This is a genomic window from Geodermatophilus africanus, from assembly GCF_900107105.1.
Taxonomy (GTDB): domain Bacteria; phylum Actinomycetota; class Actinomycetes; order Mycobacteriales; family Geodermatophilaceae; genus Geodermatophilus; species Geodermatophilus africanus.
The window spans coordinates 69,867-91,528 of the sequence record NZ_FNOT01000003.1; the positions used below are offsets into that span (position 1 = coordinate 69,867).

17 protein-coding genes are annotated in these 21,662 nt (G+C 77.0%); 11 read left to right on the top strand and 6 right to left on the bottom strand.

Translation table 11 applies throughout. From position 1 onward, the window contains the following. Positions 1-152: 152 nt before the first annotated feature. The 4 genes from mtrB to hpf all read left to right on the top strand — a co-directional run bounded on the left by mtrB (position 153) and on the right by hpf (position 5,330). Positions 153-1,868 (top strand): MtrAB system histidine kinase MtrB, encoded by a 1,716-nt coding sequence (gene mtrB, locus BLW63_RS05660; RefSeq protein WP_091152417.1) that lies wholly within the window; start codon positions 153-155, stop codon positions 1,866-1,868. Next, positions 1,865-3,592, top strand: a complete 1,728-nt coding sequence (locus BLW63_RS05665; RefSeq protein ID WP_091152419.1) for an LpqB family beta-propeller domain-containing protein — start codon at positions 1,865-1,867, stop codon at positions 3,590-3,592. Before mtrB ends, BLW63_RS05665 begins: the two co-directional genes overlap by 4 nt. 228 nt (positions 3,593-3,820) lie before the next feature. Continuing rightward, positions 3,821-4,615: a ComF family protein gene (locus BLW63_RS05670; RefSeq protein ID WP_244522385.1), complete on the top strand. Its 795-nt coding sequence runs from the start codon at positions 3,821-3,823 to the stop codon at positions 4,613-4,615. A 37-nt stretch (positions 4,616-4,652) separates the two neighbouring features. Beyond that, positions 4,653-5,330 (top strand): ribosome hibernation-promoting factor, HPF/YfiA family, encoded by a 678-nt coding sequence (hpf, locus tag BLW63_RS05675; RefSeq protein WP_091152424.1) that lies wholly within the window; start codon positions 4,653-4,655, stop codon positions 5,328-5,330. A gap of 39 nt (positions 5,331-5,369) precedes the next feature. Here the strand turns inward: hpf and BLW63_RS05680 are convergent, their stop codons facing one another. After that, the gene (locus BLW63_RS05680; RefSeq protein WP_170856665.1) at positions 5,370-5,948 is read right to left on the bottom strand and encodes a GNAT family N-acetyltransferase; all 579 of its coding nucleotides are present in this window, start codon (positions 5,946-5,948) and stop codon (positions 5,370-5,372) included. A gap of 4 nt (positions 5,949-5,952) precedes the next feature. Further along, positions 5,953-6,351 (bottom strand): pyridoxamine 5'-phosphate oxidase family protein, encoded by a 399-nt coding sequence (locus tag BLW63_RS05685; RefSeq protein WP_091152427.1) that lies wholly within the window; start codon positions 6,349-6,351, stop codon positions 5,953-5,955. 43 nt (positions 6,352-6,394) lie between these two features. Between BLW63_RS05685 and BLW63_RS05690 the strand changes: the two genes are divergently transcribed. Together BLW63_RS05690 and secA are read left to right on the top strand one after the other, a co-directional pair. After that, positions 6,395-7,096, top strand: coding sequence for an SDR family NAD(P)-dependent oxidoreductase (locus BLW63_RS05690; RefSeq protein ID WP_091152429.1), 702 nt, complete (start codon positions 6,395-6,397; stop codon positions 7,094-7,096). A 56-nt stretch (positions 7,097-7,152) separates the two neighbouring features. Beyond that, complete coding sequence (gene secA, locus BLW63_RS05695) at positions 7,153-10,254, top strand: preprotein translocase subunit SecA (protein ID WP_091152431.1); 3,102 nt, start codon at positions 7,153-7,155, stop codon at positions 10,252-10,254. A 134-nt stretch (positions 10,255-10,388) separates the two neighbouring features. On the opposite strand, the gene BLW63_RS05700 is transcribed toward secA, so the two are convergent. Together BLW63_RS05700 and BLW63_RS05705 are read right to left on the bottom strand one after the other, a co-directional pair. Next, positions 10,389-10,967 carry an Rv3235 family protein gene (locus BLW63_RS05700; RefSeq protein WP_091152433.1) on the bottom strand — a complete coding sequence of 193 codons (579 nt, stop codon included), beginning with the start codon at positions 10,965-10,967 and terminating at the stop codon, positions 10,389-10,391. A 40-nt stretch (positions 10,968-11,007) separates the two neighbouring features. Further along, on the bottom strand, positions 11,008-11,718 hold the full coding sequence (locus BLW63_RS05705) for a hypothetical protein (RefSeq protein ID WP_091152435.1): 711 nt from the start codon (positions 11,716-11,718) through the stop codon (positions 11,008-11,010). 102 nt (positions 11,719-11,820) lie between these two features. On the opposite strand from BLW63_RS05705, the gene BLW63_RS05710 reads away from it, so the two are divergent. Beyond that, the gene (locus tag BLW63_RS05710) at positions 11,821-12,390 is read left to right on the top strand and encodes a hypothetical protein (protein WP_091152437.1); all 570 of its coding nucleotides are present in this window, start codon (positions 11,821-11,823) and stop codon (positions 12,388-12,390) included. 89 nt (positions 12,391-12,479) lie between these two features. Here BLW63_RS05710 and BLW63_RS05715 read toward each other — a convergent pair whose 3' ends face one another. After that, positions 12,480-12,755 carry a helix-turn-helix domain-containing protein gene (locus tag BLW63_RS05715; protein ID WP_091152439.1) on the bottom strand — a complete coding sequence of 92 codons (276 nt, stop codon included), beginning with the start codon at positions 12,753-12,755 and terminating at the stop codon, positions 12,480-12,482. Positions 12,756-12,994: 239 nt separating this feature from the next. Here BLW63_RS05715 and BLW63_RS05720 point away from each other — a divergent pair, with 239 nt between their 5' ends. The 4 genes from BLW63_RS05720 to BLW63_RS05735 all read left to right on the top strand — a co-directional run bounded on the left by BLW63_RS05720 (position 12,995) and on the right by BLW63_RS05735 (position 17,271). Next, on the top strand, positions 12,995-13,876 hold the full coding sequence (locus BLW63_RS05720) for an SAF domain-containing protein (protein WP_244522386.1): 882 nt from the start codon (positions 12,995-12,997) through the stop codon (positions 13,874-13,876). Continuing rightward, positions 13,876-15,171 (top strand): CpaE/TadZ family protein, encoded by a 1,296-nt coding sequence (locus tag BLW63_RS05725; RefSeq protein ID WP_091152444.1) that lies wholly within the window; start codon positions 13,876-13,878, stop codon positions 15,169-15,171. The genes BLW63_RS05720 and BLW63_RS05725 overlap by 1 nt, the downstream gene beginning before the upstream one ends. Before the next feature lie 135 nt (positions 15,172-15,306). After that, entirely contained in the window at positions 15,307-16,686 is a 1,380-nt protein-coding gene (locus BLW63_RS05730) for a WS/DGAT/MGAT family O-acyltransferase (protein WP_091152446.1), read from the top strand. Positions 16,687-16,758: 72 nt separating this feature from the next. Continuing rightward, positions 16,759-17,271, top strand: coding sequence for a DUF6912 family protein (locus BLW63_RS05735; protein ID WP_091152448.1), 513 nt, complete (start codon positions 16,759-16,761; stop codon positions 17,269-17,271). Between the two features lie 125 nt (positions 17,272-17,396). On the opposite strand, the gene BLW63_RS05740 is transcribed toward BLW63_RS05735, so the two are convergent. Further along, the gene (locus BLW63_RS05740; RefSeq protein ID WP_091152450.1) at positions 17,397-21,566 is read right to left on the bottom strand and encodes an FtsK/SpoIIIE domain-containing protein; all 4,170 of its coding nucleotides are present in this window, start codon (positions 21,564-21,566) and stop codon (positions 17,397-17,399) included. Between the last annotated feature and the right edge of the window lie 96 nt (positions 21,567-21,662).

Consider the following 21,662-nt stretch of genomic DNA (forward strand, 5'->3'; position numbering starts at 1 on the left):
CATCGCCTCGAGGAACGAGCGAGGAGCGGAGCGGGCCGCGGGAGCGAACCGATGCGACCCGTGAGCGGACAGGCCCGTGAGCATCGCCTCGAGGAACGAGCTAGGAGCGGAGCGGGCCGCAGGAGCGGACCTGTGTGCTCCCTGACCCGGCCGTGAGCACGACGCGGCCCGCGCCCTCCGCGACCGGGGCGTCGCCGTCCTCCGGTGCCGTCGCGGCGGCACCGGAGCCGCGCCGGCCGCTGCCGGCCGACCTCGGTGCGCTGCGCCGGCGGGCCGCCCGGACGCGGCGGCTGACGCAGCAGCTGGCCGCGCGGGCCGCAGCTGCCTGGCGCTCGTCGCTGCACGTCCGGATCGGGACGATCACCATGCTGGTCGCCGGCACGGTGGTGGTCATCGTGAGCCTGGTGCTGTTCAGCCAGATCCGCGAGCAGCTGCTCTCGGTCAAGGAGCAGGCGGCCATCGACCAGGTGCAGACCGGGGTCGTCTACGCGCAGAACGAGGTCGCGGGCATCGCCGCCGGCGACGGCGCGAGCGTCCGGGCGACGCTGGACCGGACGGTCAAGCAGCTCAAGGAGCGCGGCAGCCCGGCCGGTGACTTCGAGGTCGTCATGGTCTACCGGACCGGCGACTCCGAGCGCCCCCCCGCGGTCAGCCAGCGCGGCATCTACCCGGCCATCCCCCCCGAGCTGCGGGCCGACGTCGCCTCCGGTGGCCAGTACGCGCAGTACGCGATGGTCCCCGACGGCAGTGGGCGGCCCCGGCCCACCTACCTCGTCGGCGCGCCCGTGCCGACCGGCGCGGGCAGCGCCGAGCAGATCGAGCTGTACTACGCCTTCCCGCTCGACCAGGAGGCCGAGAGCCTGTCGCTGTTCCGCAGCACGGTGGTCATCAGCGGCATCGCCCTCACCCTCTTCGTCGTCGGGATCGCCCTCCTGGTGACCCGGCTGGTCGTCGACCCGGTGCGCCGGGCCGCGGGGATCGCGCAGCGGCTGGCCGAGGGGCAGCTCCAGGAGCGGATGGCCGTGCGCGGCGAGGACGACCTCGCCCGGCTGGCGACCAGCTTCAACGCGATGGCCGACAGCCTGCAGCGGCAGATCACCCAGCTCGAGTCGCTGTCCCAGCTCCAGCAGCGCTTCACCTCCGACGTCTCGCACGAGCTGCGCACGCCGCTGACCACGGTGCAGATGGCCGCCGAGGTGCTCTACGAGTCCCGCGCCGACTTCCCGCCGCACGTGGCCCGCTCCGCGGAGCTGATGCACACCGAGCTCGACCGCTTCGAGGTGCTGCTCACCGACCTGCTGGAGATCAGCCGCTACGACGCCGGGGCCGCCGTCCTCGACTGGGAGCCCACCGACCTCGGCGCGCTGGTGCGCCGGGTGGCGGCCGGGATGTCCGCGCTGGCCGAGCGGCACGGCTGCGAGCTGACGGTCTCGGGGCCCGGCCAGGACGTCATCGCCGAGGTCGACGCCCGGCGGGTGGAGCGCATCCTGCGCAACCTCGTCGGCAACGCCATCGAGCACGGCACCGGCCGGCCGGTGGAGATCACCTGGGCGGCCAACCGGACGGCGGCGGCGGTGACCGTGCGCGACCACGGGGTCGGGCTCTCCTCGGCCGAGGCGCAGCACGTGTTCGACCGCTTCTGGCGCGCCGACCCCTCGCGGGTGCGCACCGTGGGCGGCAGCGGGCTGGGGCTGTCGATCAGCCTGGAGGACGCGCGGCTGCACGGCGGCTGGCTGCAGGTGTGGGGGGCGCCGGGGGTCGGCGCGCAGTTCCGGCTGACGCTGCCGCTGGCCGCCGGTGCCGACCTCACCAGCTCGCCGCTGCCGCTGCGACCCGCGGCGCTGCGCCGTCCCGGGGGTGCGCGGTGAGCCGCGGCACCGCCGTGCTCGCCGCGGCCCTGCTGGCGCTGCTGACCGGCTGCTCGACGGTCCCGACGTCCTCGTCGTCCGTGCAGATCACCCAGGCCCCGCAGCGCGCGGAGACCCCGGTCGGCATCGAGCCGCTGTCGCCGCAGGCCGGCGCCACCCCGGAGGAGGTCGTCCGCGGCTTCCTCGACGCCGCCGCCAGCACGGTGCGCGGGCACCCGGTGGCGCGCGAGCACCTGGCCCCCGAGCCGCAGGGGTCGTGGTCGGACGACGCCGGCATCACCCTGCTCGGCGCCGACTACGCCACCGTCACCACCGACGCCGGCACCGTCCTCGTGACCGGCGAGCTGGTCGGCACGATCGACCGGCGCGGCGGGTTCGCCGTGGGCGGCCAGGAGGTCTACTCGCGGGAGTTCCGGCTCGAGCAGGTCGACGGCGAGTGGCGGATCAGCGATCCGCCCGACGGGCTGCTCATGCTCGAGCCGGACTTCGAACGGCTCTACGAGCGGCGCGACCTCTACTTCCTCGACCCGACCGGCCAGCGCATCGTCCCCGACCCGCGCTACCTGATCAGCGGCGAGTCGCAGCCGACGGTGCTGGTCGAGCGGCTGCTCGAGGGGCCCTCGGCGGTGCTGGCCGCCGGCGTCGTCAACGAGCTCGCGGGCGCCGCGCTGGGCAGCACGCTGACGGTCTCCGCACAGGCGGTCACCGTCGACCTGACCGGCGTCGCCGACGCGCCGCCGTCCCGGCTCGCGGGGCTCTCCGCCCAGCTGGTCTGCACGTTGGGCCAGCTGCCGTCGGTGCGCTCGGTGGAGGTGCTGGTCGACGGCGACCCGCTGGTCCTCGACGGCGTCCCCGCGGTGCAGACCGTCGACACCTGGACCGCTCTCGACCCGGACGCCGCCCCGGTGGACGCGGTCGGCCACTACCTCGTCGACGGCGCGCTGTGGACCGCCACCGAGGCCCCGGCACCGGCGCCCGGACCGGCCGGCGACGGCGCCTACGGGCTGACCAGCGCCGCGGTCGCGACCGACCCCAGCACCGGGCAGCTGACGCAGATGGTCGGGGTGACCGAGCGGGACGGCCAGGCGACCCTGCTCACCGGCGGCTACGGCGGCGAGCTCACCCCGGTGCTGCCCAGCAGCTCCCTGAGCGTGCCGACGGTAGCGCCCGCCCGGCAGGAGTTCTGGCTGGTCCGCGACGGCTCCACGGTGGTGCGGGTGACCGCCGGCGGCCCTCCGCAGGCGGTCAACGCCGTCACGCTGCCGGGCCTGGGACGGGCCACTGCGCTACAGCTGTCGCCCGACGGCGTCCGCGCGGCCGTCGTGGTGGAGGACGGCCAGCGGCAGAGCCTGCACGTCGGCACCGTCGTCCGCTCCGACGACGGCCCGGTGGCGCTGCGCGACTGGCGCGAGGTCGCCCCGGCGCTGGGCCAGGTGGTCGACGTCGCGTGGCGGACCTCCGGCAGCCTGCTGGTGCTGGCCGGCGACGGCGGTGAGGACCGCACCGTGCCGTACACGGTCGGCATCGACGGCTGGGACCTCTCGCCGGTGCCCACCGCCGGGCTGCCCAGCCAGGCCACCGAGGTCGCCGCCGCGCCCGGGCGCCCGCCGCTGGTCAGCGCCGGCGGCACGATCTGGGAGTGGCAGGTCGCCGGGGGGACGTGGGTGACGCTGGTGCGCGGCCAGCAGCCACAGCCGGGCACCGAGCCGTTCTACCCGGTCTGAGGGAGGACCCCGCGTCCCCCGAACCCTCGGAGGAGGACCCCGGCCTCCGCACCGTGGAAGGACCCCGTCCTCCTTGTCCCTCGCAGGCTCGGCAGAAGGACCACCTCCTCCCCACCACTCGCGAGCTCGCGGCGGGACCCGGGAGGCGGCCGGGACGGGGCCGGCGGGGCGCGTCGGGACCGCGGGAGCGGGCTGCCCGTCCACAGGTCCCCGCCGACCCTGGGCCTGGTGGCCGCAGGGCGGGAGGCTGGGGGAGTGGACGGCGGGGTGCTGGCGGCGCTGGCCGACCTGCTGCTGCCGCGCGAGTGCGCCGGGTGCGGTGTGCCCGGCGCCGTCCTCTGCCGGCGGTGCGCCGCGCTGCTCGCCGTCCCGCACCTGGCGCAGCCGCGGCGCTTCCCGGCCGGCTTCCCGCCGACGGTGGCCGCCGGTGCCTACGAGGGGCCGGTGCGCCCGGCGGTCAACGCCTTCAAGGAACGCGGCCGCGCCGAGTTGGCCCGCCCGCTGGGCGCCGCGCTCGCGCTCGCGGTCGCCGGCGTGCTCGCCGGGACCTCGCCGCGGCCGGGGCCGGTCCGGCTGGTCCCGGTGCCCAGCGGGGCCGCCGCGCTGCGCGCCCGCGGCCGCGACCACGTCCGGGAGCTGACCGGTCGTGCGATCGCGGAGCTGCGGGCGGCCGGGGTGCCGGCCGCCGAGACGCGGCTGCTGCGACGCACCGGACGTGCCGCGGACTCCGCGGGCCTCTCGGCGGCGCAGCGGCGGGCCAACCTGGCAGGCACCTTCGCGCTGCGTGCCGGCCCGTCCGAGTTGCCGGCGGGGGCGGTGCTCGTGGTCGTCGACGACGTCGTGACCAGCGGCGCGACGCTCACCGAGGCGGCCGCCGTGCTGGCGCCGGCAACCGGCCGCGAGGGGCCTCCGGTGCTCGCCGCGGTGGTCGCGGCGACCCCTCGTCGCGCCGTCCGGCGGAGCCGGGAGCGCCCGCTCGGGGGTTCGGCAGATCGACTGTCGGGACCCGGCGAGCGGGACTAGCGTGGGTTCGATCACAACCCGACGACCGGGAGGTCTCATGGAGATCGTGGTCCGTGGCCGCAACGTCGAGGTCCCCGAGCACTACCGACAGCACGTCGAGGACAAGGTCGGCAGTCTCGAGCGCTTCGACGGCAAGCTGAAGATGCTGCGCATCGACGTGGAGCTCTTCCACGAGAAGAACCCTCGTCAGTCCGGCAAGTGCCAGCGCGTCGAGATCACGCTCCGCGGCAAGGGCCCGGTCGTCCGGGCCGAGGCCGCCGCGCCCGATTTCTACGCGGCGCTGGACCTGGCCGCCGGCAAGCTCGACCACCGGTTGCGCAAGGCCGCCGACCGCCGTCGCGTCCACCACGGACGCCGCACCCCGGCCAGCGTGCGGGTGGGCGGTGGCGCCCCCGACACCGACGTCATCGAGGCCCTCGACCGCGACCGCGAGCTCGCGGAGGGTCCGCACGTCACCGACCTCGACGAGCACCTCCCCGGCCAGATCGTGCGCGAGAAGCACCACCCGGCCACCCCGATGCACGTCGACCAGGCCCTCCACGAGATGGAGCTGGTCGGCCACGACTTCTTCCTCTTCATGTGCGCCGACACCGGGCACCCGACGGTCGTCTACCGCCGGCACGCCTACGACTACGGCCTCATCCGGCTCGTCGACGCGCCGATGGACGGCGCCGCCACGCGGCAGTCGGCGACGGCCGCGGCGCCCCCCGCCTGACGCCGGGCGGGGGTGCGGCGACCCCGCACCCCCGCCCGCTCAGTCCCCGGGCACCCGCCCGAAGAGCACCGCGTCGGTCCAGCTCCCGTCCCGCTGGTCCAGGCACCGGCGGACGACGCCCTCGCGGCGGAACCCGGCCCGCTCCGCGACCCGCTGCGATGCGGTGTTCGCCACGTCGGTGAACAGGTGGACCCGGAACGCGCCGTGGGCGAACGCCCAGTCCGCGAGCCCGCGGGCGGCCTCGGCGGCGTGGCCCCGACCGCGGGCCCAGGGCGCGGTCCAGTAGCCGACCTCGGGCCCGAGCCGCGCGCCGTCCCGCAGGTGGTGCAGGCCGCAGGAGGCGACCAGCTCCCCGTCGGCCTCGACCGCGCAGGTCAGCTCCCGGCCCTCGGCCCGCCCGCGGACGGCGACGTCGGTGACGAACCGCTCGGCGTCGGCCCGCGTGTACGGGTCGGGGAGGTTGGCCAGCCAGCGCCTGGTCTCGGGGTCCTGGCAGCTGCGGAACACTGCGTCGACGTCGTCCGCGCGGAACGGGCGCAGCACCAGCCGCGCGGTGCGGACCACCGCGGTGGTCAGGTCGGTCCCGGAGAGGTCCAGGGCTCTCGGTTCTCGGCTCACCCGGTCATGGTCCGGCGTGGCCCAGCACCCGGTCGACCGAGATCTCCAGGACGACCCGCGCCGGGTTCTCCCGGGGCGTCCGGTAGCGCCGGGCGTAGCGGGCCTCGGCGTCGGCGACCGCGGCACGGTCGTCGCGCAGCACCGCCGTCCCCTCGAGGGTGACCCAGCGGCGGCCGTCGACCGTGCACACCGCGACCCGGGAGCGGCCGGCGCGCACGTGCCGGGCCTTGGCCGACGTCCCGGAGGTGATCACCCGGGCGGTGCGGGTGGCCGCGTCGTAGGTGACGCCCACCGGGACGACATGCGGGCTCCCGTCGGCGCGCAGCGTGGTCAGCGTGGCCAGGTGCCGCTCGGTGAGCAGGGCGAGCAGGCCGTCCGGCAGGGCGTCGAGGTCGTGTGCCACGGGTGCGAGATTAGGTAGCGCACGACCGGGGCAAGCCGACGCCATGGAGCTCGCAGGTGCGAGGGTCCTGGTCGCCGGGGCGACCGGGGTGCTGGGCGGGGAACTGGCGCGGGCGCTGCACGGCGCGGGCGCGCGGGTGGCGCTGACCGGCCGGGACGGCGCCGCCCTGCGGACGCTGGCCGGGGACCTGGGCGGCGCGCCGGCCGCGGTGGCCGACGCCGTCGACGTCGGGGCGGTGCGCGGGGCGGTGGAGTCCGCCGTGGCCGGGCTCGGCGGGCTGGACGCCGTGGTGGTGGCCTGGGGCGTGGTGGCCTTCGGCCCAGCTGCCGACGCCGACGACGCGGTCACCGAGGAGCTGTTCGCGGTCAACACGCTGGGCCCCATGAGCCTGGTCCGGGCGGCCCTGCCGCACCTCCCGGACGGCGGCGCGGTCGTGCTGCTGTCGGCGATCGTGGCCGACGCCCCGACGCTGGACATGGCCGAGTACTCGGCGAGCAAGGCGGCCCTGTCGGCCTGGGCCGGGGTGCTGCGCCGCGAGCTGCGCCGCCGCGCGATCACCGTGCTCGACGTCCGGCCGCCGCACATCGACACCGGCCTGGTGCACCGTGCCCTCGCCGGGGAGCCGCCGCGGCTGCCGCCCGGACACGACCGGGCCGAGCTGGTCGCAGCGGTGCTCGACGGGCTCCGGGCGGGCGGCCGGGAGGTCGTGCTCGACCAGCGGGAGGGACGGCTGGTGCGTCGCTGACGGCGGTTCCCGGCCGACAGCCCCGGGTCGGAGGGCGGGCCGCCTACGCTGGGGACGTGGTGTTCCAGAAGATCCTCCGTGCCGGTGAGGGCAAGACCCTCCGGCGACTGAACAAGATCGCCGACGCGGTCGAGTCGCTGGCGGACGACGTCGCCGACCTCACCGACGCGGAGCTGCGGGCGAAGACCGACGAGTTCAAGGAGCGCCTGGAGGAGGGGGAGACCCTCGACCAGCTCCTCCCGGAGGCCTTCGCCGTCGTCCGCGAGGCGGCCACCCGCACGCTCGGCCAGCGGCACTTCCGCGTGCAGGTCATGGGCGGCGCCGCGCTGCACCTGGGCAACATCGCCGAGATGCGCACCGGTGAGGGCAAGACGCTGACCGGCGTCCTGCCGGCGTACCTCAACGCGCTCGCCGGCCAGGGCGTGCACATGGTCACCGTCAACGACTACCTGGCCAAGCGCGACGCCGAGTGGATGGGCCGGGTGCACCGCTTCCTCGGCCTGTCGGTCGGCGTGATCCTGTCCGGCGAGCGCCCGGCGCACCGCCGCGAGCAGTACGCCTGCGACATCACCTACGGCACGAACAACGAGTTCGGCTTCGACTACCTGCGCGACAACATGGCCTGGAGCAAGGCCGACCTCGTGCAGCGCGGGCACCACTTCGCCGTCGTGGACGAGGTCGACTCCATCCTCATCGACGAGGCCCGCACCCCGCTGATCATCAGCGGCCCGGCCGGCGACCCGGCCATGCACCGCTGGTACACCGAGTTCGCCCGGCTGGCCCCGCTGATGCAGCGCGACGTCCACTACGAGGTGGAGGAGGCCAAGCGCACGGTCGCCATCACCGAGGAGGGCGTCGAGTTCGTCGAGGACCAGATCGGCATCGAGAACCTCTACGAGGCGGCCAACACCCCGCTGATCAGCTTCCTCAACAACGCGCTGAAGGCCAAGGAGCTCTACCACCGCGACCAGCAGTACATCGTCAGCAACGGCGAGGTGCTCATCGTCGACGAGTTCACCGGCCGCGTGCTGTCGGGCCGGCGCTACAACGAGGGCATGCACCAGGCCATCGAGGCCAAGGAGCGGGTGCAGATCAAGGACGAGAACCAGACGCTCGCCACGATCACCCTGCAGAACTACTTCCGGCTCTACGAGCGGCTCTCCGGGATGACCGGCACCGCCCAGACCGAGGCGGCCGAGCTCTCCCAGACCTACGGGCTGGGCGTCGTGCCGATCCCGACAAACCGGCCGATGGTGCGCGAGGACCGGTCCGACGTCATCTACAAGACGGAGAAGGCGAAGTTCGAGGCCGTCATCGACGACATCGCCGACCGGCACGAGGCCGGCCAGCCGATGCTGGTCGGCACGGCCAGCGTCGAGAAGTCCGAGGTGCTGTCCAAGCTGCTGCTGCAGCGCGGGATCAAGCACGAGGTGCTCAACGCCAAGAACCACGCGCGGGAGGCGCACATCGTCGCCCAGGCCGGCCGGCTCGGCGCGGTCACCGTGGCCACCAACATGGCCGGCCGCGGCACCGACATCCAGCTCGGCGGCAGCCCGGACTTCATCGCCGACGAGCAGCTGCGCGCCCGCGGGCTGTCGCCGGCGGAGACGCCGGAGGAGTACGAGGCGGCCTGGGACAGCGCGCTGGAGAAGGCCAAGGAGCAGGTCCGGGCCGAGCACGAGGAGGTCACCGAGGCCGGCGGCCTGTACGTGCTGGGCACCGAGCGGCACGAGAGCCGGCGCATCGACAACCAGCTGCGCGGCCGCTCCGGCCGGCAGGGCGACCCGGGCGAGTCGCGGTTCTACCTGTCGCTGGGCGACGACCTCATGCGGCGCTTCAACGGCCCGATGCTCGAGTCGATGATGACCACGCTGCGGGTCCCCGACGACCAGCCGATCGAGTCGAAGATGGTCAGCCGGGCGATCCTGTCGGCGCAGACCCAGGTCGAGCAGCAGAACTTCGAGGTCCGCAAGGACGTCCTGAAGTACGACGAGGTGCTCAACCGGCAGCGCACCGTCATCTACGCCGAGCGGCGCAAGGTGCTCGACGGGCAGGACCTGCACGTGCAGGTCCGGTCGATGGTCGACGAGGTCGTCAGCGCCTACGTCGACGGCGCCACCGAGATGGGCTACGCCGAGGACTGGGACCTCGAGCAGCTGTGGACCGGCCTCAAGGCCCTCTACCCGGTGGGCCTGGACCGCGACGAGCTCATCGACCGCGTCGCCGACGGCGACCAGGCGGGGCTGTCCGCCGACGTCCTCAAGCGCGAGCTGCTCGACGACGTGCACCGCGCCTACGAGGAGCGCGAGGCGGCCCTCGGCGCGGAGGTCATGCGCGAGCTGGAGCGGCGGGTGCTGCTCTCGGTGCTCGACCGCAAGTGGCGCGAGCACCTCTACGAGATGGACTACCTGCGGGCCGGCATCCACCTGCGCGCGATGGCCAACCGCGACCCGGTCGTGGAGTACCAGCGCGAGGGCTACGACATGTTCATGACGATGCTCGACGGCATCAAGGAGGAGTCGGTCGGCTTCCTGTTCAACCTGGAGGTCAAGAGCAAGGAGCAGCAGGACGCCGAGGCTCAGGCCAAGCAGGCCGAGGCCGAGGCCAAGGCGCTGGCGGCGGCGCAGCAGGGGACGGCCCGGGTGCTGGCCCGGAAGGCGGCCGCGCAGGCCGCGGCGGCGCCGCCGGCCCCGGCACCGGCGCCCTCGGCTCCGGTGCAGTCGGTTCCCGCGGCTCCTGCGCCGGCGCCCTCGGCTCCGGCGCCCTCCGCTCCGGCCGCGCCGGCTCCTGCGAGCCCCGCTCCCGCCGCCGCAACCCCCGCTCCCGCTCCCGCCACGGCGGCCCGCCGGACGGGGACGGCCCGGCGCGGCCGGCACGCCGCTCCGGAGGACGTCGCAGCGGCGCCCGAGGCCGCGGAGCCGGTGTCCTCGGGCACCGGGCCGGAGCTGTCGGTCAGGGGCCTTGACGACCCGCACCGCAGCGACCAGCTCAGCTACTCCGCCCCCGGCCTGGACGCCTCGGCCAAGGAGAGCGGCCGGGTCAAGGCGGCCAAGACGGCGACCGTGACCGGCACCAAGGAGCCGTCGCGCAACGCCCCCTGCCCGTGCGGGTCGGGCAAGAAGTACAAGGTCTGCCACGGGGCGCCGTCGCGCGCTTGAGGACCAGCGGGTGCGGCCCCGTCCCGTCGGCCCCCTGCAGGGTCCCGCCGCCGGCCCTCCTGCAGGGCCCCGCCGTGAGCGTGCGAACGGTGGGGGGCAGGAGGGCCTTCGATGGCGGGGGGCGGGGAGGTCGTTCACCCGATCTGCAGGGCGGTGCACCGCCACCGGCCGTCGATGCCCTCGAGCCGGGCGGCGACCGCGTGCGCCCGGCCCGACCGGCGGGCCACCGCGCTGACCTCGGCGACGCCGTCGACCGGCTCGCAGACGTGCACCGGGCCCAGCAGCACCGGCGCGGTCCCGCCGGCGCACCACTGGGGCCGGCGGCCGCTGGTGAGCGCCGCGTAGACGCCCAGGGCGGTGAGCGGCTGCACCTGGCTCAGCGGGCGCCGGCCGGCCAGCCCCTCGAGGGTGAGCAGGAGCAGCCGGCGTCCGGCGACGCGCGGGTCGGGGAGGTCCGCCCGCGCCGACCAGGTCGGCTCCGAGCCCGGCACGAACCCCGCGAGCGGCTCCTCCGGGCGAGGCCGCGGGCCCGGCCGGTGCGGTGCCCGCGGGACGGCGACACCGGGCAGGACCAGCCGCAGCACCGGCTGCGGGTCCAGGGGCGGTTGCGGCGTCGGGACGACGGTGAGCCGCAGGGTGGCCGCACGCAGCGGCTGCGGGCCGGTCCCGGTCGTGGGGTCGGCGGGTCCGGCGGGGGTGGCGGGCGCGGTCATCGGGAGCTCCGGGGTGCGGTGTGGTCGGGGGGCGGGGCGGTCAGGACGCCGGGGGCGGGCGCAGTACCTGGCCCGGCAGCAGGAGGTCGGGGTCGGGTCCGACCACGTCGGCGTTCGCGTACCACCAGGCGTCGGCCGCGGCGGCCACCTCGCCGTCGGTCGGGGGTGCGCCGGACCTCCGGACGAGGTCGGCAGCGGCGATGTCCCACAGGCACTCACCGCGCAGGACGACGTGCGCGTCGTCGACCGCGGCCGGCCAGTCGGGCACCGGTGCGGGATCCCGGGGTGCGGGAGGCGGCGCCGGCCAGTCGGCGACCGGACCGGACGGCGGCGCGGCGGGGGCCTGGGCGGCGGCGACGGCGACGGTCGGGGGAGGTGCGCTCGGGGGAACGGCGCACCCCGTCAGCAGCGGGCCGCCGGTGACCAGTCCGACGCCGAGGGCGAGGGCCGCGGCCCGCCGTGCACCGGCGGGCAGCATGCACCGGGTGAGCGCGCCTGCCAGCGTGCCGGCGAGCCCGGGCAGGGCCGACAGCGCGGTGAGGGTCAGGCCGAGGGCGCCCCACAGCCAGACGACCCAGGCCAGCGCGGCGACGCCGGCGAGCAGGACCGCCTCGGCGCCGGCGGTGTCGACGGCGCGCTGCAGGTCGAGGCCGGGAGCGGCGACCGCGCCGAGGTCGGGGGTGACCGCGCGGAGGCCGGCGGCGGCAGCGGCCATCGCCGCCGTGGTCCCCAGCAGGCGCCGGATCGACATGTCCCCTCCTCGACTGGTCGACGTTGCGGTGTGACTAAAGCAAGCAAATGCACGCAAACGCAAGAACTGTGGGCCACTAGGGTGGAACCGAGGAGGTGGCGGATGCGGTGGCAACGGCTCTTCGCCGACCTGCAGGCGGAGTTCGACGAGGCGGAGGCCGCGGCCGCGCGTGCGGAGGACGCCACCCGCCGGCGGGTGGAGACCGGTGCCGTCCGGCTGGTGGACCGGCTGGCCGGCGCGCTCGGCGGGACGGTGGTGCTGCGGTGCTCCGGTGCCGGTGACGTGTCCGGGGAGCTCGTCGAGGTGGGCGCCGACTGGCTGCTGCTGACCGGCGAGGGCCGCCGGGAGGTGCTGGTGGCGACGGCGAAGGTGCGGACGGTCGCCGGGCTGGGGCGGGCGACGGCCCCGGCCGAGGACCCCGGGCCGGTGCGCGCCCGGCTGGACCTGCGGTGGGCGCTGCGCGGGCTGGCCCGCGACCGCAGCGTCGTGCAGGTCGTCCTGGACGACGGGGCGGTGTACGTGGGCACCGTCGACGGCGTCGGCGCCGACCACGTCGAGCTGGCCGAGCACGCGGCGGACCAGCCGCGGCGGGCGGCGGCGGTGCGGGGTGTGCGGGCGATCGCCCTGCCGGCGGTCGCGGTGGTGCGGACGCTGACCCCCGGGCTGGACTGACCGGTCGGCCCGTCGGCGCGGTCGGTCTGGTCAGCCCGGCCGGGCCTCCCGCGGCCCGGGTGCGAGGGTCCGTGGGGACCCGGCCGGGGTCAGCTGCGGCGGCGTCCTCCGGGGCCGGCCGGCGCGTCGTCCGGCTCGGTCTGCTCCTCGACGGGGGACTCCGCGGGCACCGTGCCGGCCCGGGCCTCGGCGTACTTCCGTGCGATGAAGCGCTCGAGCTCCTCGTTCTCGACCCGCCACTGGCCGCGGCCGCCGATCTGGATGGCGATGAGCTCCTTGCGCCGCACCAGCGCGTAGGCCTGCGACCACGAGACGTTGAGGATCTCGGCGACGTCGTCGAGGGTCAGGAACCGCGGTGTGGGCATCAGGTCTCCGTCCGGTCCCGGACAGTTTGGCAGCCCCGTCCGGGTGGCATGCGCGCCGTCCACAACCCCGAACGTGTGGACAGCGCCTGCACGCACCGGGGTCCCTGCCTCATCATCTCCGTCCGGCCGTGGCCCACCGGGGGCCGTCCGCGGCGTCCGTGCAGAGGGAGGAACCGCTGGCTGTGAGTGCCACGCGCACCGTGCCCACCGCCCCGGGGCCGGGCACCCCTGGTGCTTCCGTGTCGGGGTCGGCACCGCGACGGGTCCGGCCGCCGCGCTGGCTGGACCTGCGGCTGGTGCTGGGCGTCCTGCTGGTGCTCGGCTCGGTCCTGCTGGGTGCCCGCGTGGTCGCCGCAGCCGACGCGACGGTGCCGGTGTGGTCTGCCGCCGGTGACCTCGCGGCCGGCACCGTGCTGACCACGGGGGACCTCGTGGCGGTGGACGTCCGGCTCGACGACATCGCCGGCGCCTACCTCGCGACGAGCACGCGACCGGAGGGCCGGACCCTCGCCCGTGCCGTGCGCGGCGGGGAGCTGCTGCCCCGGACGGCGCTCGAGGAGCCGGCCGAGCTGGTGCAGCTGGCGCTCCCGGTGCAGGCCGGCTACGTGCCGCCGGGGCTGGACCGCGGGCAGGTCGTCGACGTGTACGCCGTGGCCGACCCCGCGGTCGGCGCCACCGGGGCGGGGAGCGGGAGCGTGACCCTCGTCGTCGCGGCGGCCCCGGTGCAGGCGATCTCCGGGCGCACCGAGGGCGTGCTGTCGACGGCCACGACCACCGTCCAGGTCGTCGTCTCGGTCCCGGCCGGCCAGGCGCCGGCGGTGCTCGGCGCGATCGGTGGCCGGCCGCTGGTCGTCGTCGTGCACGGGTCGGTGGACGCCACCGGCGCAGCGCCATCGGTGCCGTCGTCCGCGGTGCCGTCGTCCGCGGTGCCGTCGTCCGCGGTGCCGTCGTCCGCGGTGCCGTCGCCCACCGCGCCGTCGCCCACCGCGCCGTCGACCTCGGCGCCCGTGGCCCCCGTTCCGCCTGCCGCGCCGGCTCCGGACGTGAGCGCGCCCGGCGCGGCGCCAGCGCCGCAGGCGGGAGCCGCCACGTCCCGCACCCCGGCGACCGGGACGCCCTGATGGCGGTGCAGGTCTTCACCGCCGTCACCGGCGCCGGGTGGGAGTCCGCGCTGGTCGGCGCCCTCGACCGAGCCGACCACGGCGTCACCGTCGTCCGTCGGTGCGTGGACGTGTCCGAGCTGCTGGCCGCCGCTGCCACCGGGACCGCGCAGGCGGCGCTGCTGTCGGCGGACCTGCGCCGCCTCGACGGGGACGCCGTCGCCCGGCTCGCGGCGGCCGGCGTGGCCGTCGTGGGGCTGGTGGACCCGGGTGACGAGCGCGCCGCCGACCGGCTGCACGCCCTGGGGGTCGGCCGAGTGCTGCCCGCCGACGCCGAGCCGGAGGAGATCGCCCGGGCGCTGCACGAGGCGGTGGCGGGCGGCCTCCCGGCCGGCCGGGACATCGCCGACCCGCGCGCGGCGCTGCCCGCCCACGGGACGCCCGAGCCGGGACCGGACCGGCCGGCCGGCCGCGGCCGCGTGGTCGCGGTCTGGGGGCCGACGGGCGCCCCTGGCCGCACCACCGTCGCCGTGGGGCTCGCCGACGAGGCCGCCCGGCTCGACGTGCCCACGTTGCTGGTCGACGCCGACGTCTACGGCGGCGTGGTGGCGCAGGTGCTCGGCCTGCTCGACGAGTCGCCCGGCTTGGCGGGTGCGGCCCGGCAGGCGGCCGCCGGCACCCTCGACCAGGCGGCGCTCGACCGGCTGGCCTGGGCGGTGCGCCCGCGGCTGGGCGTCCTCACCGGGCTGGCGCGCGCGGATCGGTGGCCCGAGCTGCGACCGCACGCCGTCGGCGCCGTCCTCGAGGAGGTGCGCCGCAGCGCCGAGCTCACCGTCGTCGACTGCGGGTTCAGCATCGAGGAGGACGAGGAGCTGTCCTTCGACACCGCGGCCCCGCGGCGCAACGGGGTGACCCTCACCGTCCTGGAGGCCGCGGACACCGTGCTCTGCGTCAGCGGCGCGGATCCGGTGGCGCTGCAGCGGAGCATCCGCGCCCTCGGCGAGCTGCGCGACGTGCTGCCGGACGTCGAACCGGTCGTCGTCGTCAACCAGGTGCGGCGGGGGCCGGTGCCCGGCGACCCCCGTCGCGAGATCGGCGACGCGCTGGAGCGCTTCGCCGGCCGCCAGGTGGGCTTCTTCCTGCCCGCCGACCGACGTGCCACCGACGCGGCCCTGGCCGAGGGGCGCACCCTGGCCGAGGTGGCGCCGTCCTCCCCGCTGCGCACCGAACTGCGGGAGATGGCCGCCGCGCTCACCGGTGTGCCGATCCCCGGGGCCGGGCGCGGACGGCCGCGACTGGGCCGGCGCGCCGGCTGAGGCGACGTGCCGGCACGGTCGACGCGCCGGCACGGCCGACGCGCCGGCCGAGGCGATGTGCGCCACCACGCCTGGGCTGTCCGCCCGGTGGTGCCGCGTCGTAGCGTGAGCACCCCGACCGGGAGGAGACCGACGGTGGAGCGCCTGACCACCCTGGACGCGTCGTTCCTCTACCTCGAGCGGCCGGACAACCCGATGCACGTGGCCGGCGTGCTCGTGCTCGAGCCGCCGGTGGGCGGCCTCGACGCGATCGCCGCGCTGGTCGAGGGGCGCCTGCCGCTCGTCCCGCGGTACCGGCAGCGGGTCCTCGAGGTGCCGGGGCACCTGGCCAACCCGGTGTGGGCCGACGACCCGGACTTCGACGTCGAGTACCACGTCCGCCGGTCCGCGGTGCCCCGACCGGGGACGCAGGCCCAGTTGCTCGACCTCGTGTCCCGGGTCGTCGCGCGCCCCCTGGACCGGGGACGGCCGCTGTGGGAGGTCTACCTCGTCGAGGGCCTGGCCGCGGGGCGGGTCGCCGTCATCACGAAGACCCACCCGGCGCTGGTCGACGGGCTGGGCGCGGTCGACATCGCCCAGGTGCTGCTCGACGACTCGCCGGACGCCGCGGCGCCCGCGCCCGCCACCTGGCGCCCCCGCCGGCTGCCCGGCGCGTTCCACCTGGTCAGCGAGGCCGTGGCGGAGTACGTGGCCCGCCCGACGGTGGCCGCGGAGGCCGCCCGGCAGGCCATCACCGACGTGCGCGCCACCGGGGCGCGGCTGACCGGCGTGGCCGGGGGCGCCCTCCGCGCGGCGCGGTCGGCGGTGTTCCCCGCCCCGCACACCCCTCTCGACGCGGTCAGCGGCAGTCAGCGCCGGGTGGCGGTGGCGCGGGGCGAGCTCGACGACGTCAAGCGGGTCCGCAAGGCGCACGGCGGCACGGTGAACGACGTGCTGCTGACCGTGGTGACCGGCGCGCTGCGGGACTGGCTGCTGTCCCGCGGCGAGGCGGTCCTCGGCTCCACCTCGGTGCGGGCGCTGGTGCCGGTCTCGGTTCAGGGCGACGAGGAGGAGGCACCGGGCAACCGGGTGTCGAGCTACCTGGTCGACCTCCCCGTCGGCGAGCCCAACCCGCGCGTGCGGCTGGCGCGGCTGAGCTACGCGATGCGCGGCGTGAGCCAGCACGGCCGCTCGGTCGGGGCGGACACGCTCATCGCGCTCACCGGGTTCGCCCCGCCGACCCTGCACGCCCTCGGCGCCCGGGCGGCTCGCGGCCTGTCCCGCCGGATGGCCAACCTGGTGGTCACCAACGTGCCGGGGCCGCAGGTCCCGCTGTACGCCGCCGGCGCCCGGATGCTCGAGGTCTTCCCGGTGGTCCCGCTGGCCCCGGGCCAGGGACTGTCGGTCGGCATCACCAGCTACGACGGTCACGTCTACTTCGGGCTGAACGCCGACCGTGACGGCGTCGGCGACGTCGACGTGCTCGCCGACCTCGTCGAGCAGGAACTGGCCGTCCTGGTCGAGACCGCCGGCTGACCCGCGGCGCGCAGGTCCGGACCGGCGCCGGGATACCGTCGGGCGTCCCTGCGGCACGGAGGAGTCAGCCCGGTGCGTGTGTACCTGCCGGCCACCACGAACGTCCTGCGGACGCTCGTGGACGACGGGCGCCTGGCGGGGCCGCTCACCGCCTTCGCGGTCACGCCGAGCCTGCGTGCGTTCTACGCCCTCAGTGACGCCGGAGCCGACGAGGAGGAGCTCGAGTACGCCGCACTCCTGGCAGCGGCGCGGGCCAGCCTCCGGCTCGTCGACGTCGACCCCTCGGCCGCCCGCCGCCGGGTCGTGCTGGCCGCCGACGTGCCCGACGCCGCGCTCACCGAGGTCGAGGACCCGGACGCGGACCGCGGCGCCGTCCGCCTCGCCGGCGAGGTCGCCCTGCGCGACGTCGCCAGCGCACACGTCGACGGCGCCGAGGCCGAGGACGACGTCCGGGCGGCTGTCGGTGTCGTGCTCGAGGCCGACCTCGGCAGCGAGGACGCCCAGTTCGTCGTCGACCAGGCCGAGGGGCACGAGCTCGCGTGGTACGCCACCCAGGAGATCGGGACGCTGCTCGAGCTGCTGTGACACCATCGTCCCGCCGGGCGACGTCGCGGCCGGCCGACCTCCGCGGCCGCGCGGAGCACTCCGGGTCCTCCCTCCATCGGTGAGCGCCCGGCGGCCCGCTCCGGCGAGCACGTGCCCTCTCCCCGTCACCACGCTGCACTGCACGTCCCGGCGCCCGCGGTCGACGGGACCGGCTCCGGGGACGGGTCCCGGCGGGCGACCTGCACACGCCGGGCCGTCCCCGCCGACACCAGCCAGCCCGAGCCGGGGCGCGAGGGCACGGGCGTGCGGGGGAGCCGGATGCCGAGCAGGTCGGCGTCCCCGGCCCCCGGCGTCAGCAGCAGGCCGCTGCGCCGGCGGCGCAACGCCGGCACCGGGCCGCGGAAGGCCGTGGCCAGCTCGGCGGCGGTCCCTGCCACGAGGAGGACGACGCCCGGGGAGGACCCGGCCGCGGTGAGCGCACCGAGCACGGCGGAGTCGGCCAGGTCGGCGAGGTCGTCGACGACCACGGCCCCGGGGGCGCCGCGCAGCCCGGCGAGCCACGTCTGCCAGCCGGCGACGTCCGTGGCGTCCAGCCGGCGCGGTGCGGATCGGGTCGCCGTGTCCGCCCGCTCTCCGTCCTGGGCGACCTGCAGGACCGTGGCTCCCGCGGCCGCGAGGTGGCGGGCGAAGCACTCCAGTGCCGTGCTCCGTCCGCTGCCGGGCGGGCCGGCGACCAGGAGGCCCCCGGTGCGCGACAGGTCCACGATCAGCACGCCGCCCTCGTCACCACCCGGACCGACCGGCAGCCGCAGCGGGTGACCGTCGCCGGGAGGAGCTGGCAGGGACAGCACCGGCGCAGCAGGCAGCTCGGGGATGGTGAGCGCCCGGCTGTGGCCGGCCGCCCCGTCCGGCCAGGTGGTGGGCAGGGCACGAGGCAGGACCAGCTGGCACTCCCTGCCTTCCTCGCCGACCAGCGCCCGACCGGGCGGCCGGTGCCCGGGCACGTCGCGGACCGGGATGCCGGCGACGGCGTAGTCGGCGCGGTCGGGCAGCGGCAGCACCAGCCGGGTGCCGACGGCGTTGGCCAACCGGCCGCCGGGGACGGCACGGTCGGCGGTGAGCAGGCACGTCAGCCCGGCCGCCCCGCCGTCCCGGACGAGGCGCAGCAGCGTCCCCGACCCGCGGCCGGGATCGGCCTCGTCCAGCTGGGTCCCGACCGACTCGACCCCGTCGACGAGCAGCAGCAGGTACGGGCGCGGACCGCCAAGCGGCGCGGCGCGCCGGGCCGTGACCTCCTGCGCCAGCCGGTCCAGCAGCCGCACCGTCCGCAGGGCGTCGTCCGCGCCGACCGCGGTGCCGGCGTGCGGCAGGCCGGCCGCTGCGGCGGCCAGCCTGCCGCCGCCGTGGTCCAGCACGTGCACGTGCAGCCGGTCGGGTCCGAACGCGGTCACCGCCTCGGCGAGCGCGGACCGCAGGAACGTCGTCCGCCCGCTGCGGGGCCCGCCCACGGCGAGCCAGCCGCCGCCCCGGGTCAGGTCCAGGTCCAGCGGCTCCTGCGTCTGGGTCTCGGGGCGGTCCAGCAGGCCGAGCCGGAGCCGGGAGCCGGCACCGTCCCCCGCCAGGTCCCGCAGGTCCGCGGAGGAGAGGTGGTCCGGCAGGGCGGGCCGCCACGGCCGGTGCGGCTGCCGCAGGTCCGCCTCGGCGGCCCGTCGGCGGAGGGATCCGGTGAGCCGGGCCAGGTCGCTGGTCCCGGCCGGCACCTCGTCCGGCGCCGGCACAGCCGGGGCCGGCCAGCGCCACGGGGTCACCTGCGGGCCGTTGCCGACGCCGGGCGGCCCGGTGCTCACCCGTGCTGCCTGGAACAGCACGGGCGTGCCCCCGCCGGCCCGCAGATACCCGCGGCCGGGGGCGTCCACCGGCAGGACGGCGGCCTGTCCCAACCCGAGCACGTCCCGGGAGTCGGCCTCGTCGGTCGTCCGCAGGCAGATGCGCAGCGTGCAGTTGGACCGGATCTCGGGGGAGACGACGCCCCCGGGACGCTGTGTCGCGAGCACCAGGTGCACACCCAGCGATCGACCCCGTTGCGCGATGCCGACGAGCCCCGACAGGAAGGTGGGCAGCTCCTCGGCCAACCCGGCGAACTCGTCCACGACGATCACCAGGCGGGCGAGCTCGACCGTGTCGGGCAGGGCGGCCAGGTCCGCGACGCCGTGGGCGGCGAGCAGGGCCTCGCGGCGGGTGAGCTCGGCGGTGAGCGACCGCAGCGCCCGGGCCGTCGCTGCGCCGTCGAGGTCGGTCAGCAGGCCCACGGTGTGCGGCAGCTCGGCCGCCTCCGCGAACGCTGCCCCGCCCTTGTAGTCGACGAGCAGGAACGAGCACCTGTCGGGCGGGTGGGCCAGGGCCAGGCCGGCGATGAGCGTCTGCAGCAGCTCGGACTTGCCCGAGCCCGTGGTCCCGGCCACCAGCGCGTGCGGCCCGTGCCGGCACAGGTCGACCGCCAGGTCCCCGGTCGCGGTGCGGCCCAGCGTCGCGACGAGCGAATCGCGGGTCCGGGACCAACCGCCGACCGCGCCCACTGGCAGGTCCAGCAGCCGCACCTGCCGGGGGAGGCCGGCGTCGGAGGCGGCGGGCGCCAGCGCGGCCAGGTGGCGCGCCAGCTGGGCGGCCACGCGGCGCGGCAGCCGGTCGACCGCTGCCACCGGTCGCTCGCCGGCACCGGACCGCAGCAGCGTCGCCCGCTCGCCGGTCTCGCCGCCGAGCAGGAGGACCGCGTCCCCGAGTCCGGGGAGGTCCGCCGCCGAGGACCCGCAACCGAGGACGACGACACGGGCGGCGTGCGCGCGGCGCAGGGTGGCCAGCACCCGGGGGCCGACCGGCCGGTCGACGAGCACGGCGAGCCAGCCGGGTGCACCGTCCCCGGCCGCCGCCCGCCGGGACACCAGGGCGGCGAGCCACCGGAGGGTCTCCTCGTCGGAGGCGTCGCCGGGGTGAGCGGTGCGGACGTGCACCGACTCGGCGGCGAGGTGCGGCAGCCACCGCGACCACGCCCAGTCGGCCAGCCGGTCGGGTGTGGTCAGCAGGGCCAGCCCCACCTCGCCGGGTGCGTGCAGTGCAGCCAGCTGGGCCAAGACGCCGGCGAGGACGCCCACCGCCGGCCCGCGCGGACCGGCGACGCTCAACCCGCCGGTGGCGCCCAGCCCGACGACGACGGGAAGCCGGTCCGACGGCTCGCGCACCCGCGAGCCGTCGGCCGCCACCCGCACCACCCGGGTCTCCCCGAGGCCGGTGCCGATGCGCACGGCCAGCGCGTCGGCGTCCTCCCGGCGTCGCGGCCACAGGTCGGTGGACCGGCGGCGGGCGGCCGCCGCCAGCGCGGCCAGGTCGGGGGAGGCGGCCTCGGCGGCGCGCTCGTCGGCGCGGACGGCTGCGGTCAGCCGCTCCTCCACCTCCGCCAGCTCGGCCGCGTGGACCGCGCGCGCACGTCGCGCGCTGCGCCGGCCCGACCACCGGTCGGACAGCCACGTACCGACCGCCACCACCGGGCTCAGCAGCGCGAAGAGGAGGAAGTGGGGAGCGTCGAGGACCCAGGCCAGCCCCACGCCGCCCACCGCGGGGAGGGCCACGGCCACCCACGCCAGCCGCCGGGGTGGTGCCGGGGCGGGGACGGCCGGGAGGACGATCTCGACCTCCTCGCGTGCCCGGTGCAGACGCTGGTGCGGACGTAGTTGCAGACGTCCGCCGTCCCGGGGCCCGAGAGCGGCGCGGGCACTGCCCGGCCCGGCCGTCCGCAGCGTGCTGGAACCCAGCCGGAGTGGTGCTGCCGTCGGCCAGGGCCGCGGCTCGCCGTCGAGCAGGGCGCCGTCGAGCCGGGTGCCGTTGCTGGAACCGAGCTCGCGGACGGTGAGGTCCCCGGCGCCGACCTCGACCAGCACGTGCCGGCGGGAGACGTCGGGGTCGGTGAGCCGGACGGTGGCGTCGCCGCCGCGCCCGACGACGTGCCGTCCGCGGTCCAGGGGCAGCGTCGTCCCGGCGTCCGGGCCGCCCACGACGTGCAGCTCCAGGGCGCTCGACCCTGCGGCGGTCGCCGGCCGTGGGCCGGGCCGGCCGAGGCCGAGCACGGCGCCGTGCAGCAGCGCCGGGTCGGTCAACGGCAGGTCGGGGCCGAGCCGGGTGCTGCCGGACCAGAGCCCGGCGGACGGGAGGCCGAGCGCGGCGGCCAGCGGGGGCAGGACCGCGCCGAGCCGGTCGTCGTCGCAGGCGGTCACCGCGACGTCGACGACGCCGCCGGCTGCGACGAGGGTCCAGCAGCGGGTGGTGGGGGAGCGGGCGGGCACGTGCCGACCCTGGCTACCCGGACGCGTCTCGGGCGGCCCGCACCGCCGTCTGTGGACGGCGGACGGGGCTGTGGGCGACGGTGGCCGGCGCGCGGA